Origin of the sequence: Roseobacter sp. FCG-D35 (assembly GCF_033436665.1) — a bacterium.
Classification (GTDB): domain Bacteria; phylum Pseudomonadota; class Alphaproteobacteria; order Rhodobacterales; family Rhodobacteraceae; genus JAWQFO01.
On the sequence record NZ_JAWQFO010000003.1, the window covers coordinates 148,543 to 164,781 of the forward strand.

Annotated in this window: 12 protein-coding genes; 4 read left to right on the plus strand and 8 right to left on the minus strand. The window is 65.5% G+C overall.

Features of this window, described 5'->3' with window-relative positions; all coding sequences use genetic code 11:
* Positions 1–14 precede the first annotated feature (14 nt).
* Positions 15–1,094 (minus strand): polysaccharide biosynthesis/export family protein, encoded by a 1,080-nt coding sequence (locus R5H30_RS09045; protein ID WP_318327921.1) that lies wholly within the window; start codon positions 1,092–1,094, stop codon positions 15–17.
* A 315-nt stretch (positions 1,095–1,409) separates the two neighbouring features.
* Between R5H30_RS09045 and R5H30_RS09050 the strand changes: the two genes are divergently transcribed.
* Positions 1,410–2,486 carry a DUF2793 domain-containing protein gene (locus R5H30_RS09050; protein WP_318327922.1) on the plus strand — a complete coding sequence of 359 codons (1,077 nt, stop codon included), beginning with the start codon at positions 1,410–1,412 and terminating at the stop codon, positions 2,484–2,486.
* A 3-nt stretch (positions 2,487–2,489) separates the two neighbouring features.
* Here R5H30_RS09050 and R5H30_RS09055 read toward each other — a convergent pair whose 3' ends face one another.
* The 7 genes from R5H30_RS09055 to R5H30_RS09085 form a co-directional block, all read right to left on the minus strand.
* Complete coding sequence (locus R5H30_RS09055) at positions 2,490–5,003, minus strand: calcium-binding protein (protein WP_318327923.1); 2,514 nt, start codon at positions 5,001–5,003, stop codon at positions 2,490–2,492.
* 133 nt (positions 5,004–5,136) lie between these two features.
* Positions 5,137–7,086, minus strand: coding sequence for a hypothetical protein (locus R5H30_RS09060; protein ID WP_318327924.1), 1,950 nt, complete (start codon positions 7,084–7,086; stop codon positions 5,137–5,139).
* Between the two features lie 96 nt (positions 7,087–7,182).
* Positions 7,183–8,508, minus strand: coding sequence for an NAD(P)/FAD-dependent oxidoreductase (locus tag R5H30_RS09065; protein ID WP_318327925.1), 1,326 nt, complete (start codon positions 8,506–8,508; stop codon positions 7,183–7,185).
* Complete coding sequence (locus R5H30_RS09070; RefSeq protein WP_318327926.1) at positions 8,505–9,323, minus strand: ABC transporter permease; 819 nt, start codon at positions 9,321–9,323, stop codon at positions 8,505–8,507. The genes R5H30_RS09065 and R5H30_RS09070 overlap by 4 nt, the downstream gene beginning before the upstream one ends.
* Positions 9,320–10,195, minus strand: a complete 876-nt coding sequence (locus tag R5H30_RS09075) for an ABC transporter permease subunit (RefSeq protein WP_318327927.1) — start codon at positions 10,193–10,195, stop codon at positions 9,320–9,322. The genes R5H30_RS09070 and R5H30_RS09075 overlap by 4 nt, the downstream gene beginning before the upstream one ends.
* A gap of 31 nt (positions 10,196–10,226) precedes the next feature.
* Entirely contained in the window at positions 10,227–11,354 is a 1,128-nt protein-coding gene (locus tag R5H30_RS09080) for an ABC transporter ATP-binding protein (protein ID WP_318327929.1), read from the minus strand.
* 79 nt (positions 11,355–11,433) lie between these two features.
* Positions 11,434–12,516 (minus strand): polyamine ABC transporter substrate-binding protein, encoded by a 1,083-nt coding sequence (locus tag R5H30_RS09085; RefSeq protein WP_318327930.1) that lies wholly within the window; start codon positions 12,514–12,516, stop codon positions 11,434–11,436.
* 157 nt (positions 12,517–12,673) lie between these two features.
* Here R5H30_RS09085 and R5H30_RS09090 point away from each other — a divergent pair, with 157 nt between their 5' ends.
* From R5H30_RS09090 to R5H30_RS09100, 3 genes are all read left to right on the plus strand, one after another.
* Positions 12,674–13,363 (plus strand): GntR family transcriptional regulator, encoded by a 690-nt coding sequence (locus R5H30_RS09090; protein ID WP_318327932.1) that lies wholly within the window; start codon positions 12,674–12,676, stop codon positions 13,361–13,363.
* A gap of 85 nt (positions 13,364–13,448) precedes the next feature.
* The gene (locus R5H30_RS09095; RefSeq protein ID WP_318327933.1) at positions 13,449–14,840 is read left to right on the plus strand and encodes an aspartate aminotransferase family protein; all 1,392 of its coding nucleotides are present in this window, start codon (positions 13,449–13,451) and stop codon (positions 14,838–14,840) included.
* A gap of 253 nt (positions 14,841–15,093) precedes the next feature.
* Positions 15,094–16,194: an ABC transporter ATP-binding protein gene (locus R5H30_RS09100; protein ID WP_318327935.1), complete on the plus strand. Its 1,101-nt coding sequence runs from the start codon at positions 15,094–15,096 to the stop codon at positions 16,192–16,194.
* Positions 16,195–16,239 lie beyond the last annotated feature (45 nt).

Genomic DNA, 16,239 nt, shown 5'->3' on the forward strand with positions numbered 1-16,239 from the left:
TGCCGGCCAGCCCGTCAGATCTTGTCGGACAGCAGCACCGCCGAAGTGAGCAGCGCGAGAATGGTCCGTGTCGGGCTCAGCGGGCTTTCCGTCGCCAGCACGGTATCGTTCGGGTTGATCTCGAAGTTGCGCGCGGCGAAAAGCCCGTCGGCCGAGGTCAGATCGAGCGTGAAGACCACCTGCCGCTTTTCCGGGCCGGTGCCGTCCGGACGCACCGAGCCTTCGGGGTATTCGCGCAGGATCAGCACGCCCTTGGGGTCGGCGGTGTTGTCGGCAAGACCACCGCTGATCGAGATCGCCTCGAGCGCGGTGATGTACTCCTTCTCGAAATAGACCAGCCGTTCGGAGCCTGTGGCGCCGAGCGCGATGAAATAACGGTCGTCCTCTTCGACAATGACCTTGTCGTCGCCGCGCAGCGCAATGTTACGCGAGGCATCTTCGAATAGCGCCTCGGCGCGAATTTCGTAGGACTGGCTGCCGCGGATCAGACGCACGACCGGGTTGCGCAGGCTCGAATCCACACCGCCGGCCTGCGACAGCAACGACAGAATGGTGTAGTCCCGGCCCGGCAGCGGATAGCTTCCGGGCTGCCTCACGCCGCGCACGACGTCGACCGAGTTCGACTGACCCGGACGATGCGCGAGTTGCACCTGCGCCGAGGGCACGATCATCTCGAGATCGGACTGGATCTTGCGGCGCGCGTCGTCGGTGGTCAGGCCCCGCACCACGACCTCGTCCACGTAGGGCACGAAGATGGTCCCGTCCGGCGAGACCGTCAGGCCCTGGATGTTGACGTTCTTCTCGGTTGGCGCGGTCAGAAGCGAGTTGTCCTGGCTGTCCCAGATGACCAGGTCGATAAAATCGCCGGTCCGGATCACGTTCGACGCAGGGCCCTTGCCGTTGCTGAGCCAGTGGTACTGCCCACTCCAGCCGGTCACCGGCCAGGTCCGGATGGCGGGCACGTTCGCACGGGTCACGGGAACGATCGCGATGTCGTTGTTGGTCTGCTTGCCTTCGCGGACGATTTCCCTCTGGATGGCAGCCCCGCGGGGCGTGTTGCAGGCCGCGGCGGTCAGCACCATGACCAGCGCCATCAGAATTTTGAGTGAAAAGCGCAACTCGGCTCCCTCGGTTCGCCTGTCCCGTCGGATTCAAGCGCTTGATACAGCCAAACGACCGGCAGGGACAATCAATCCGCTGCGGAAACCCGAACAAGACGTCGAGTGCGGCACCAGCGCCGCACTTTTCAACTGCCAATAGGTTAACGCAGCTCGGTCGGGAAGTCCCGCACGAGATTGCGCGCGCCTGCCGTTAATCGCCGGTGTCGCGACCGGTCGGGCGGCTAACCGTCGCGTCAGGTTTTTCGATCAGGTTCCCAAGGTCCCCTCCGCCGTCCGCGAGTGTTCCCGATGTCCGAAACCTCCCCGATCCTGTCGCTGCCATACATCCAGCCGAGCCAGGCGCAAAAGCACGTCACGCACAACGAGGCGCTGCGGCTCCTAGATGTCGTCACGCAGCTTGGCGTGGTCTCGGACGAGATGACCGGCCCGCCCGCGGCGCCTCAGACCGGCGACCGGTACATTCTTCCGCCCACGCCGTCCGGCGCGTGGGCCGGGCAGGGCCGCGCGGTGGCGCTTTACGACGCCGGCGCCTGGATCTTTCACGCGCCGCGCGCCGGATGGCGCGCCTATGTGCTCGACCGGCAGATCCTGACCGTCTTCGACGGCACCGACTGGATCGACCTCGACGACGCCGAGTTTCAGGACATCGAGGCGCTGGGGCTCGGCATGGCCTCGCTGCCGGGAACGCCGTTCTCGGCCAAGCTGAACGCTGCACTCTGGACCGCGCTCTACGACGCCGACGGTGGCAACGGGAGCCTGATGCAGACCCTGAACCGCGAGACCTCCGCGGATGATGCCGGGCTCGTGCTGCAGACCGATTTCTCCACCCGGGCGCTGATCGGGCATTTCGGCTCGGACCGGCTGCGTCTGGCGACCTCGCCGGACGGCGCCAGTTTCCGCGACGGGATCAGCATCGACGGGGCCAGCGGGATCGTCGACCAGCCCACATTGCCGCGGTTTGCCGCCTACACGAACTTCGACAACTTCGGAGCCGCCGACGCCTGGACCACGCTTTCGATCAACACTGCAGAGTACAACGATCAACTGGCCTTCGACGCCGGTACCGGAGCCTTCACCGCGCCGGTCGACGGCACCTATGTCTTCGGCGCGGCGCTGGTGTTCAAGCTCGACAGCAATGCAGGTGCGAAGATGGGCGGGCGCCTGCTGGTGAACGGCGCGAACGTGATGCGCGGCTCGCGCGGGCAGATCAGCGCAGCGCACGAGGACCAGGAGACGACGCTGTCGATCCACGCCTTTGCAGCGCTGTCTGCCGGGGACACGGTGGAACTGCAGGGCCGGATGCGGGATTTCAGCGGTTACTTCCTGGGCGGTGAAACGGCGTTCTGGGGGGCCAAGATCGGGTGACGGTCAGAGGTCGATATCGTCGACCAGCCGACCGAGCGGACCCGAAAAGCCGACCTTGAAGACATCGCCGCCGCCGAAGTCGAAGGCCACGGTATCACCCTGCTTCTCGGCGAATTTCGATACCAGCCGATTGGCCGTCATGCGCCCGCCGCCCCAGGCCGCGGGCAGAAATTCGAGCGTGTCGGTGCCGTGACGGAAATCCTGCACCCGGTCCCTGCCGCCCGAGAAGACGAAGACATCCGCGCCGGCGTTGCCGGTCAGCAAGTCGTTGCCCGGACCCCCGGCCAGCGTGTCGCGCCCGCCGCCGCCGCGCAGTACGTCGTGTCCGGTGCCACCGGAGACCCTGTCATTTCCGCCGCCGCCCGAGAGTCGGTCGATCCCGCCGTCACCGAAAAGCCGGTCGCGCCCGGCCCCTCCCGAGAGCGTGTCCTGACCGCCCTGCCCGCGCAGCAGATCGGAGCCGCCCGCTCCGGACAGGCGGTCGTCACCCCCACCGCCCTTGACCAGGTCGCGATCGCCGCCGCCGTCCAGTCGGTCCTGCCCCGGCCCGCCGAGAAGCGTATCACGCCCGGCGCCTCCCTTCAGCATGTCGCCGTTGCGCAGCCCGACAAGGCGGTCGTTCCCGCCGGCTCCGCGCAGGTGATCCGCCGACCCGGTCCCGGTGATTTCGTCGCCGTGGCGCGACCCCGACACGATCTCGATCCCCTTGAGAACATCACCCCGGGCATCGCCGCTGCTGGAGGTCATCCGCGCCAGCGACAGGCGCAGGCCTTGGGTCGAAGATGCGTAATCCGCCACGTCGCGCCCCGCACCGCCGACCAACGTGTCCGCGCCGCCCGCGCCGAGCAGCGTGTCGTTTCCGCCGCCGCCCTCGATCCGCTCCGCACCGCGTGTCCCGAAGAGGCGGTCGTTGCCCGGCCCGCCTCGGATCGGCGTGTCCTTGTCGATGTTCGGCCGCGGTGCCGGGACCGGGCGCGGCTGCGGCTCCGATGACGCTTCGGTGTCGCCGGCAGACGCTGCCGATGCGTCGTGCAGCGTGTGGTCCAGAGCGACCGGACCGGCGGCCTTGAGCTGCGCCGCGCTCAGGCTGCCGCCGCCCGCGCTGCGGATCGTCAGGATCTCGTTGCGGAAGCTCAAAACGGCCCCGGAGGCGGTGCTGTCCACGTCGATCTGCCCGAAACGGCGCAGCATCGGCCAGTCGGACAGGTCGAGCCGGTCGCCTCCTTTTTCGAAGTCGAGGATCGTGTCACGGCCGCCATCGTGGCTGAGCACGAAAAGATCGTCGCCCGCCCCGCCGCGCAACACGTCATTTCCGGCACCGTCGATCAGGACGTCGTTACCGCCGTTCCCTTTCAAGGTATCGTTGCCCTCGGCGCCCAGCAGGATGTCGTCGCCCGCGCCGCTGGCGATGTCGTCGTGGGACGCCGCGCCGACTCGGGTATCGCCCGGTGCGCCTGTGCCCACGCTGAGATGGGTGATCCCGATCTCTCGTCCGCTCCCGGCGAAGATCTGCAGCCTGCCACCGTCAGCGAACAGCGACAGCCCGCCCACCGACTCGAGCGTCGTGGCGTTGGTGTCGGCCTGCACGGCGCGCAGCACCAGCCGACCGTCGGGCATCAGTTCGAGCAGCGTGACGCCGTCGTCCGACCCGGCGGCGGCGACGAAGGCGCGGTCGCCCTGCTTGGCGACGGCCAGTTCGGTCACCGACTGGAATCGCGTCGCGCGGCTGTCGAGCACGTGATCCGTGGCCTGAAGCACGCCACCTGCACCAAGTTTGAAGACGCTGAGCGACGACGTGGCCTGCCCGGCGGCGATGGCGAAGCTGGCGCCCTTGATCCGCACGGTTTCGATATCGCTGATGTTGCCCATGCCGACATCGCCCCCGAAGCCTTCGGCGGAGACGTCCGCGAACCCGGCGGCCGAGATCGCATGCGACCGGATCGAGGTGCCGTCATGTGTCGCGCTGAGCGCATAGGCGCTCCCGCCGGATGTCGCGACGCCAAGCGCGCTGACCACGCCGGAGTCGAGCGCCGTCGAATCCACCCGGCTCATTGCCCCGTCGACGGACAGCGCGTGCAGATGCAGCGCCGCAGGACCATGGTGCGCTGCGACAAGATAGTCCGCGCCGCCGATCTCGACCGGCTGCAAGGCGACCATGCTCGCGGCCGGCCCGCCGGAGGACGCGAAGCCGACCGAGCCGTTGATGTCGCCTTTCGCGTTCAGGGTGAACAGCGGATAGGCCGCGAAGTTGCGGCCCATGCTCGCGATGTAACTGTCGCCGGCAATGGTCAGGCTTGCGCTCTGTTCGGGGCGCAGGCCCGATCCCGAGGTGGTCTGCCGGTCGTCGAGTGTCACGGAACCGGATTCGACCTCGAACACGGTGATGCCCGGTGACGTGCGCGTGGTCACGTAAAGATGCCAGATGCCGCCGACCCGCAGCGCGTCGATGTCCGACACTCCGCGGACATGACTGGCCTGCGCGCCCTGGATCACGCCCTCGCGTGTCAGTTCCCACATGATTTCACCCCCGGTGCACCTTTGCGTGCGAGCGGGAGTGTCACCGCCGCGGATTAAGACCGCTTTGGGAAATTGTGGCGCGCAAAAGGCGCTTAGCTAGAATGCCGCGGGCCAGGCACGCCGGCGCCGCCTTTCACGCGTCGGGAAAGACTCTCAGCCCGACATCGTCGAGCAGCCGGCGCCAGACGTAGTAATCGGTGAAATATCCGGTGTGCCCGCCTGCGGGAACGCTCAGGTTGGCTTCGATCCCGGTGTCCTCGTCGATCCGGGTGCCGACGAAATCATCCTTGCGGAAGATGTTGATCCAGCGCGTTCCCGGCGACATGTCTTCGACCGAGGCCTGGAAGAACTCCTTGAAATAGCGCCGATAGATATGGGTGACCGGCGAGCCCATGGTGATGAGCGTCACCTTAGGGCTGTCGAACTTCGCCAGCAGCGCCTTGACCTCGGCATCCTGCAGCATCTGGGTCGCGATCACAGTGCCCTGCGAATGCGACAGCACCGTAACGTATTTCGGCGTCACCGTTTCGAGCCCGTATTTCAGAACCAGCCGGAAGCGGTTGTTGATCTCGGCGCGTTCGCGGAAATTGACCTTGCGCTCGGCGTAACCGGCGCGCCAGCGGCAGCGGTCCTGGATCGCGTAGGTGACGATGTCGCGCACCACGCCGAGCCCGCCGGCGAGGTAATCGGAGAACTGGTAGATCACCACGCCGAGGGCCAGCAGCACCGCGGCCGCGACCGCGTTGTAGCGGGTCAGCCGGTCTGCGAGATCGTCGCGGAAGGCCTGGGTGAACGCGGCGGGATCGAGGTTGATGACGGTCAGCAACGCAAGCACGGTGAAGATCACCAGCAGCGACAGGCCCAGAAGCACCCGAATTCCGGGATTGAGCAACGCCCGGCTGAAGATCTCGGGCTTGGTGTAAAGCTCTTCGCGCCTGTGATAGCGCGCGATCATCAGCGCCACCGCGCCGAGCAGGACGACCAGCACGCAGGCGGTCGCGGTGCTGAGGGTCTGAAGGGCCGCGCCGAGGTTGCGGTCGAACAGGATAAAGAACATCCCGTCATTGCCCTCGGGCAGCGAACTGGTGCCGAATTCGACCGAGTTTATGAGCTTGCGCGCCAGCAGCCAGAGCGTCGAACTCGAGACCATCCAAAAGATGATCATCGCCGAACAGATCGCGGGATAGATCACACGGCGCCCGGAAATGCCATCCTCGGGCGCCGGCCTCGGGCGCGAGAACCACGAGACCGGGTAGTTGAGCACCGCGATCAGCACCGCCATCACCCAGGAGATGCTCAGAACGCTGATGGATCCGGCGGTGTAGCAGTCGAGGCTCGGCAGGAAGCGCATCAGTTCCTGTTCCGGGACCGGTTCGCACCAGTCCGTGGGAATCTGGATACCGAGGCTCGCCGAAACCGCCACCAGCGAAATCGCGACGCCCAGCAGCGTCATGCCGCGGCCGAAGATGCGCACGAGATAGGTGCGCGCGACGCGCAGCCAGACGTAGAGGCCCACGATGAAGGTGAAGACGCCGTGCAGGTAGAAGACCCAGCGCACCGGGAAATTGTCACCCACCGTGAAGACGGGTGTCAGGTCGATCAGCAGGATGACGACGCCAATCAGCAGAGCCGCGTTCACCGGGGCGATCAGGCCGTAGAAGATCCAGGTGAACAGATGCACCAGGCCGATGGGAAAGAAGTCGCGGTTGCTCTCGGCATTTTCCATGGCGAGATAGCCAAGGCCCAGCACGACGCGCAGCAGGTCGAAGGCGGTCCAGAACGGGCCCTTCGGCGCCGGAGACTTGTCGGCCCAGTAGACCTCGACGAAAAGTGCGTCGTCGTCGTCGTCGTCGCCGGGCATCGCCTTTTTCACGCGCCGCAGGTGTACTGGGAAAAGCTTGGCGCGGCGCTTTTCGGGTGTGAAGCCATCCTCCACAAGCTCGATCACGTCGCGCTCGATCTCGACCGGGTGGCGTTCGTGCGGAGGGACCTCGGCGATGGCAGCCCCGGTGATCTCGTTGATGGTTTCGCCGGGTTTCTGTTCACCGATGCCGTGAACCGCGATGATCAGGTGGTCGCTCAATCAAATCACCCCCGTCCTCAAATGACGTAACGGTAACACAACCAAAGCGCGTCATTAACCTTTTGGTTGAAGCGGGGAACTGCATGTTGCCCGTAATCACCGGTCGGCGAGGGCAAACCCTGCATAAACCGCGGGCATGACCGCACGCCGTGCCCGGCCAAGCGGAAAGCGTGTCAGCGGACGCCGCATCGCCTCGGGGTAGTCGTCGGGTGTGCGGCCCGCGACGAGGCCGGCCAGCAGCCGGCCGGAATGGCTGCCCATCGCGACGCCGTTTCCGTGATAGCACAGCCCGGCCCAGAGACCCGGCGATCCGGGCACCGGCCCGACATAGGGCATCAGGTCACGGGCGATGCTGACCAGTCCGGACCAGCTGTGCGGCACGTCGACCTGTGCCCAGGCCGGAAACATCGCCCGGAAGTCGCGCAGGACCGCCGCGCGGGCCGCGCGCTCGGGGATCTGCCCGGTCAGGATCCCGCCGCGCATGCCGAACAGGAACCGCCGGTCCGGCATCAGGCGGAAGTAATGCAGCAAGTTGCGCGTGTCATAAGACATCTGGTCCGAGGTCCAGCCGGCGTCCTGCAGTTCGCGTTCTTCCAGCGGTCGGGTCACCAGGACGGTCGATTGCGCCGGCATGTAGCGCCCGGCAAGCCACGCGGGCACGTCCTCGGAGGAATAGCCGTTCGTGGCGACGATGACCTGCGGCGCCGAGACCTCGCCCGAAGGGGTGCGCAGCCGGTAGGTCCGCCCGTCACGGTCCAGCCGTTCGACCGGCGTGTCGTGGAAGATCCGGACGCCGCGCGCGACTGCCGCATCAGCGAGCCCCAGGAGATACTTGCGCGGGTTCAGACCGAACCCCAGCGGGATCGTCAGCCCGCCGTGCCACGGACCGGAGAGCCCCAGATCATCCAGCGCGTCGCGCGGGTGCTCTTCGGCTTGGACGCCGTAATTCTCCGCCACCGCGGCGGCCTGGTCGGGGAAGCCCGCCGCATCACGCGCGCGGTGCGCCAGCATGGTCTCGCCGCGCGAATGGCGGTCCACGTCGAGGCCGAGCCGGTCGACGAGGCCTTCGACCGTCTCGATAGCCGCCCGTTCGGCCCTGCGCCACGCGATCCGCCCGTCGCGTCCGAAACGACGGTCGAGCGCTGCGTCCTCGGCCTTCGAGCCGCCGAGGCAGCAGAACCCGCCATTGCGCCCCGAGGCACCCCAGCCGACGTGATGTGCCTCGAGCACGGCGACGGATGCGCCGCTCTCTGCGAGATGCAGCGCCGCCGAAAGCCCGGTGAAGCCTCCGCCGATGATCGCCACGTCGCAGGTGATATCGCCGGTCAGTGCTGCATGCGCATTCAGTTTCGCGGTCTCGTCCCACCAGCAGCCCGACCGCGGACCGGGCCCGTAGGCATAGGCCGAAAAGATGCGCCTCATTGCGCGCGTGCCGCGGCCTGTTCCTCGCGCTGCTGGCGCAGGGTGTTGCGCTTGGAAACCAGCGATGCGGTGATCACGCCGACGGTGACAATGGCGATCATGATGGTCGACAGCGCGTTGATCTCGGGCGAGACACCCAGCCGCACGGCCGAGAAGATCTTGATCGGCAGCGTGGTCGCCGAGGGACCGGCGGTAAAGCTCGCGATCACCAGATCGTCGAGCGACAGCGTGAAGGCCAGCAGCCAGCCCGAGATCACCGCCGGCGCGATGATCGGCAGGGTCACCAGCCGGAACGCCTCGAAGGGCGAGCAACCGAGGTCGAGCGCGGCCTCTTCCAGCGATTCGTCGAAGGTCATCAGGCGCGAGGAGACCACGACCGAGACATAGCACATCGCGAATGTGGTATGCGCCAGCACGATGGTCAGAACGCCCCGGTCGAGCCCGATGCCGATGAAGAGAAGCAGCAGCGACAGGCCGGTGATGACCTCCGGCATGACCAGCGGCGCGTAGATCATGCCCGAGAACAGCGTGCGCCCGGAGAAGCGACCCTCGCGCACCAAAACGTAGGCCGCCATGGTGCCCAGAACCGTCGCCAGCGTCGACGAGGCCACGGCGACCCGCAGCGTGACCCAGGCCGCGTCGAGAAAGGCCTCGTTGCGCAGAAGCTCGCCGTACCAATTGGTGGAGAAGCCCGCCCAGACGGTCACCAGCTTCGATTCGTTGAACGAATAGATCACCAGGATGACCATCGGCAGGTAGAGGAACGCGAAGCCAAGGGTCAGGGAGGTGACGTTGAACCAGCTCAGTCTGTTCATGACTCGGCCTCTGCCTGCCGCTGCTGGTTGCGCTGGAAGAGCACGATCGGAATGATCAGGATCAGCAGCAGCACGACCGCCACCGCCGAGGCCACCGGCCAGTCGCGGTTGTTGAAGAACTCCTCCCAGAGCACTTTGCCGATCATCAGCGTGCCGGACCCTCCGAGCAGCGAAGGGATCACGAATTCGCCCAGGGCCGGGATGAAGACCAGGAACGACCCCGCGATGATGCCATTGCGCGACAGCGGGATCGTGACCAGCCAGAAGGCCGAAAGGCGCGAGCATCCGAGATCTTCGGCGGCCTCGATCAGCGAGCCGTCGAGCCGGTCGAGGGCGGCGTAGATCGGCAGGATCATGAAGGGCAGATAGGTGTAGACGATCCCGATATAGACCGCCGTGGTCGTGTTCAGGATCGTCAGGGGTGTCGAGATCACCCCGATCCAGAGCAGGAACTGGTTCAGCAACCCTTCGGAACTGAGAATGCCCATCCACGCGTAGACCCGGATCAGGAAAGAGGTCCAGAACGGCAGGATCACCAGCATCATCAGCGTCGGACGCCATTCCTCGGGCGCGCGGGCCATGCCGTAGGCGATGGGGTAGCCCACAAGCAGCGTGATCAGCGTGGCCACAACCGCAATTCGCAGGCTCGACAGGTAGGCCTTCCAGTAGAGATCGTCGCTGGTCAGGAAGACGAAATTCTCGAAGTCGAGCCCGGCGAAGAACTCGGCCAGCCCGTCGCCCAGCGTCGGCGTGTAGGGCGGGATCGAAAGGGCGACATCCGACAGCGAGATCTTGAAGACGATCACGAAGGGGATGAGAAACAGCGCCAGCAACCAGGCGTAAGGCACCGCGATCAGGGCGAAGCGTCGCATCAGCCGGTCGCCTCCCTATGAGAACCCGTGCTCATCGGTCCAGCAACACCCCGGCTGTGCCGGACCAGCTGATCCAGACGTCATCCTCCCAGGTGAAGGTCCGGCGCGAGATGCGGCGGGTGTTCGCGGTCTGGGCCTTGATGATCTTCCCGGTCGGCAGTTCGACGTGATAGGTCGAGAGGTTCCCGAGATAGGCGATGTCGTGGACCTTGCCCTGCACAGCGTTGACCGCGTCCTCGGGCCGCTCGGCGGTGATCGCGATCTTTTCGGGACGGATCGCGAGATGGCATGCCTGCCCGTCCGAGAAAAGCTTGTTCGAGGCCGCGCGCAACGGCGGCTGGCCTTCTGCCCAGTGAACCTCGTACTGGCTCGGTCCGACGGCGGTGGCCTTGCCTTCGACGATGTTCACCTCGCCGATGAAGTCCGCGACGTAGACCGAGTTCGGTGCCTCGTAGATCTTGTCGGGCGTGTCGACCTGCATGACGCGCCCCTCGTCCATCACCGCGACCCGGCTGGCGACGGTCATCGCCTCTTCCTGGTCGTGGGTCACGATGACGAAGGTGGTGCCTGTCTTTTCCTGGATGTCCATCAGCTCGAACTGCGTCGCCTGGCGAAGCTTGGCGTCGAGCGCGCCCAGCGGTTCATCGAGCAGCAGGAGCTTCGGCGCCTTGGCAAGACTCCGCGCCAGCGCCACGCGCTGCCGCTGCCCGCCGGAAATCTGGTGCGGCTTGCGGCGCGCGAATTTCTCCAGCCGGGTAAGCTTGAGCATTTCGCCGACCCGGTCGTCGATGTCGTTCTTGGGCATGTTGCCGCGCCGCAGACCGAAGGCGATGTTCTCGTAGACCGTCAGATGCGGAAACAGCGCGTAGGACTGGAACATCATGTTGACGGCGCGCTTGTTCGGCGGCACGGGTGCGATGTTCTGCCCGGCCAGTTCGATGACGCCCTCGGTCGGGCTTTCGAACCCGGCGAGCATCCGCATCATCGTGGTCTTGCCGCAGCCCGAGGGACCGAGCAGGGCGAAGAACTCGCGCTCGTAGATGTCCAGCGTCAGGTCGTCGATGGCGGTGAACTCGCCGAAGCGCTTGGTGACGTTCCTGAATCGGATGAGGGGGTTTTCGCCGGGATCGTCCCAGGGGGCAAAGACGGTCTGGTTCACGTCATGTCCTTCGTGCGCCGGGTGTGCCCCGGCGGAATCGAAAAGGGCGGAGCCATTGGCCCCGCCCCGGTTGTCGTCGTCAGGTTCCGGATTTGATCTTGGTCCAGAGGCGGGTCACCGTACGCTGCACCTTGGGATCGTAGGGCGTGGTGGTGAAGGTGTTCTCCATCGCTTCGGGCGTCGGGTAGATCGCCGGGTCGCCGATCACATCCTCTTCGAGGAACTCCTGCGAGGCCTTGTTGCCGTTGGCGTAGTAGACGTAGTTCGACGCGGCCGCCATGTTCTCGGGGTCCATGATGAAGTTGAGGAAGGTGTGCGCGGCTTCCGGGTTCGGTGCGTCGACCGGGATCGCCATCTGATCGAACCACATCTGCGCGCCCTCGTTCGGCGCGTAGTAGGCGATCTCGACGCCGTTGTCGGCCTCGGCGGCACGGTCGCGCGCCTGCAGGATGTCACCCGACCAGCCGACCGCGACGCAGATGTCGCCGTTGGCCAGCGCGTTGATGTATTCCGACGAATGGAACTTCTGGATGTGCGGACGGACCGGGCCGAAGACTTCCTCGGCCTTGGCGATGATGTCCGGGTCGTGGCTGTCCGGGTCCTCGCCGATGTAGTTCAGCGCGGCCGGGATCATCTCGGCAGGCGCGTCGAGGAAATGCACGCCGCATTCGGCCAGCTTTTCCATGTTCTCGGGCTTGAACACGAGGTCCCAGCTGTCCACGGGCGCATCCTCGCCCAGGATTTCCTTCACCTTGGGCTCGTTCACGCCTATCCCGGTGGTGCCCCACATGTAGTTGATCGAATAGGCGTTGTCGGGGTCGTAGGTCGCCGTGCGCTCGGCGATCACGTCCCACATGTTGCCGGCGTTGGGCAGCTTGTCCTTGTCGAGCTTCTGGAAGGCGCCCGCGGTGATCTGGCGCTGCAGGAAGGTGCCCGAGGGCACGACCACGTCGTAGCCCGAGCCGCCGGCGAGCATCTTGGTCTCGAGGACCTCGTTGCTGTCGAAGACGTCGTAGACGAGATCGATTCCGGTTTCGCTCTCGAACTTCTCGAGCAGTTCCTCGTCGATATAGTCGGACCAGTTGTAGACCCGCACCTCATCGGCCATCGCCGAGGTTGCGGCCAGCGCCACTGCGGCGCTGCTCAGCATCAGATATTTCATGACATACTCCCGTTGTCTGGCACCGGTTTCCTCCGGCTTGCCGTAATTTGATCAAGTTTTGCCTCGCTGGGCAAGATGCTTTATGCTTTCATGCGGGCAAAGCCGGTGCAAGCGTGGCACCGGAAGACCGACGGAGTGGCAGGGAACGTGCAAGCAAGTGCCTAGAAGACCGGCAGAAGTCAGCGGCGAGACGACGGCAAAGCAACCCGCGCACCAGGCGGTCTACGAGGATCTGCGCGCCCGCATCCTGTTCGGCGACCTCGCGCCGGGGCAGGCGGTCACGATCCAGGGCCTGACGGCCGAGCTTGGCGCCGGCATGACGCCGGTGCGCGAGGCGATTCGTCGCCTGATCTCGGACGGTGCGCTGTCGATGCAGGGCAATCGGCGCGTGAGCGTGCCGGAACTGACCTCCTCCTGCGTCGACCAGTTGGACTTCATGCGTCAAAGCCTTGAACCGCAGCTTGCCCGGCTGGCCGTGGCGCAGATGGACGACAGCCTTCTGGAAACCCTCGAGGCCCAGGATGCGCACCTGAACCACGCCATCGACCGGGGCGACATACCGGGATACCTGACGTGGAATTACCGTTTCCACGCAACGCTCTACGCCGCAGCGCAAGCCCCGATCCTGGCCGATACGGTCGACGGCCTCTGGCTGCGCTTCGGGCCTTCGTTGCGCGTGGTCTGCGGACGCTACGGCACGCTCAACCTGCCGGACAAGCATGTCGACCTGCTTGCCGCCCTGAAAACGGGCGATGCCGAGGCCGCGGCCCGCGCGATGGAAGAAGATGTGCACCAGGGCATGCTCCAGATCCGCGCCGCGCTCGAGCCCGACACGCTGCCTAGCTGATTCGATTGACCGTCGAATAATTTGATCATATTCTGCCCGTGCACGGGTCCTACCCGCTCTTTATTCCTTTCAGACAGGTCCGAACATGAACTTCGCCAACCACTTGCCGACCGACGAGCTGCAAAAGCTCGATGCCGCGCACCACATGCACCCCTTCACCACCAACGAGGAGCTCGCCGGGAAGGGCGCGCGGGTCATCACCCGGGCCAAGGGCGTGTTCCTCACCGACAGCGAGGGCAACGAGATCCTCGACGGGATGGCGGGCCTGTGGTGCGTAAACATCGGCTACGGGCGCGAGGAAATGGCCGAGGTCGCCGCACGCCAGATGCGCGAGCTGCCGTTCTACAACACGTTTTTCATGACCACGCACATCCCGGCCCTGACGCTGGCCAGGGACCTCGCGGCGCTGGCGCCGGGCGATCTGAACCACGTGTTCTTCGCCGGGTCGGGGTCCGAGGCGAACGACACCAACATCCGCATGGTGCGCACCTATTGGGCGCAGAAGGGCAAGCCCGGCAAGAGTCATATCATCTCGCGCAAGAACGCCTATCACGGCTCGTCCGTGGGGTCGGGCTCGCTGGGCGGCATGACCTACATGCACGAGCAGGGCGGGCTGCCCATTCCCGGCGTGCATCACATCAACCAGCCCGACTGGTGGGGTGAAGGCGGCGACATGACGCCCGAGGAATTCGGCCTCGCCCGCGCCCGCGAACTCGAGGAAAAGATCCTCGAGCTCGGCGCGGACAACGTCGCGGCCTTTATCGGCGAACCGGTGCAGGGGGCCGGCGGCGTGATCACCGCGCCTTCGACCTACTGGCCCGAAATCCAGCGCATCTGCGACGAACACGACATCCTGCTGATCGCCGACGAGGTGATCTGCGGCTTCGGGCGCACGGGCAACTGGTTTGGCAGCCAGACCGTCGGCATCAAGCCGCACATCATGACCGTGGCCAAGGGTCTGAGCTCGGGCTACCAGCCGATCGGCGGCTCGATCGTCTGCGACGAAGTGGCCGCCGTGATCGGCGCCTGTGAGTTCAACCACGGCTATACGTATTCGGGTCACCCTGTCGCGGCGGCTGTGGCCTCCGAGAACCTGCGCATCCTGCGCGAGGAAAAAGTCGTCGAGCACGTCCGGGACACCGCCGCTCCGGCGCTTAAGGCCGCGCTGGAGCGGATCGCCGAGCACCCGATGGTCGGCACGCCCAACGTGGCGGGGCTGATGGCCTCGATTCCGCTGACCCCGCACAAGGAAAGCCGCGCGAAATTCGCCGCCGACAAGGGCACCGTCGGTTACATGTGCCGCGAGCGCTGCTTTGCCAACAACCTCGTGATGCGCCACGTCGGCGACCGCATGATCATCTCGCCGCCGCTGGTGATCACGCCCGAAGAGATCGGCGTTCTGGAAAGCCGCGCGCTCAAGGCGCTTGACGAGACATATGCCAAGGTGCGCGAGGAAGACCTTCTCAAGGCCGCCTGAACCAAGGCGTCCGATCGAAAACAAGGCCCCGCCGGTCTCCGGCGGGGCTTTTTGCGTTGTGCCCGCCGAAATTGAATGACTGCGTCCTGCGTGTGCAAGCCGGGCAAATTTCCCGCCGGAATACCGCGATCCGGCCTTCCAAACCCCCAAAACGACCCCGTTTCCGCTAACCGCTTGCAATCCCATCGCCCCTTCGTGTTAGCTTTGGGCCAACAAGTGCGGAAAACCGCCGGAACATACGGGGAGCCATGTATTGGCCGATACTGCTAGGAATGGCGCGTTTGTCGAATTTGACCGCGTCCAAAAGAGCTATGACGGCGAGACTCTCGTCGTCAAGGATCTCAACCTCGACATGCCCAAGGGCGAGTTTCTCACGATGCTCGGGCCGTCGGGATCGGGAAAGACCACCTGCCTGATGATGCTTGCCGGGTTCGAGACAGCGACCCACGGCGACATCCGGCTCGGGGGCAAGTCGATCAACAACATCCCGCCGCACAAGCGCGGCATCGGGATGGTGTTCCAGAACTACGCGCTGTTCCCGCACATGACCGTGGCCGAGAACCTCTCGTTCCCACTCGAGGTGCGCAAGATGTCGAAATCCGAGCGCGAGGAGAAGATCAAGGTCTCGCTCGACCGGGTTCAGATGTCCGAGTTCGGCGGTCGGCGTCCGGCGCAGCTTTCGGGCGGCCAGCAGCAGCGCGTGGCACTGGCGCGGGCGCTCGTGTTCGAGCCGGAACTGGTCCTGATGGACGAACCGCTTGGCGCGCTCGACAAACAGCTGCGCGAAAGCCTGCAGTTCGAGATCACCCACCTTGCTCACCAGCTAGGCATCACCGTGGTCTACGTCACCCATGACCAGACCGAGGCGCTGACCATGTCGGACCGGGTCGCGGTCTTCAACGACGGGCGCATCCAGCAGCTCGCGCCACCCGACAAGCTGTACGAAGAGCCCGAAAACAGCTTCGTCGCCCAGTTCATCGGCGAGAACAACACGCTTGAAGGCACCGTGAAGGAGATCAAGGGCGACAAGGCGCTGGTCCAGCTAGACGACGGCGAGCTGATCGACTGCAAACCGATCAACGTCAGCAAGGCCGGCGAACGCACGCGCGTCTCGATCCGTCCCGAGCGTGTCGAGACCAACCCGGCGCGCCTGCGCGAGGATGCCCACACGCTGAAAGCGGAGGTGCAGGAATTCATCTACATGGGCGACATCTTCCGCACCCGCCTGCGGGTCGCCGGCAAGGACGACTTCATCGTCAAGACACGGAACGCGCCGGACCAGGTGCGCATGGAGCCCGGGCAGCAGATCGAGATCGGCTGGCTGCCCGAGGATTGCCGCGCCCTGGACGCCTGAGCGTCCGCGAGACCTGTCGCGATCCCGTGACGCGGGGTGCGACGC

Coding starts and splice junctions, on each gene's coding strand:
- R5H30_RS09045 (WP_318327921.1), bottom strand. CDS start 1,094: ATGGCGCTGGTCATGGTGCTGACCGCCGCGGCCTGCAACACGCCCCGC.
- R5H30_RS09050 (WP_318327922.1), top strand. CDS start 1,410: ATGTCCGAAACCTCCCCGATCCTGTCGCTGCCATACATCCAGCCGAGC.
- R5H30_RS09055 (WP_318327923.1), bottom strand. CDS start 5,003: ATGTGGGAACTGACACGCGAGGGCGTGATCCAGGGCGCGCAGGCCAGT.
- R5H30_RS09065 (WP_318327925.1), bottom strand. CDS start 8,508: ATGAGGCGCATCTTTTCGGCCTATGCCTACGGGCCCGGTCCGCGGTCG.
- R5H30_RS09070 (WP_318327926.1), bottom strand. CDS start 9,323: ATGAACAGACTGAGCTGGTTCAACGTCACCTCCCTGACCCTTGGCTTC.
- R5H30_RS09075 (WP_318327927.1), bottom strand. CDS start 10,195: ATGCGACGCTTCGCCCTGATCGCGGTGCCTTACGCCTGGTTGCTGGCG.
- R5H30_RS09085 (WP_318327930.1), bottom strand. CDS start 12,516: ATGAAATATCTGATGCTGAGCAGCGCCGCAGTGGCGCTGGCCGCAACC.
- R5H30_RS09095 (WP_318327933.1), top strand. CDS start 13,449: ATGAACTTCGCCAACCACTTGCCGACCGACGAGCTGCAAAAGCTCGAT.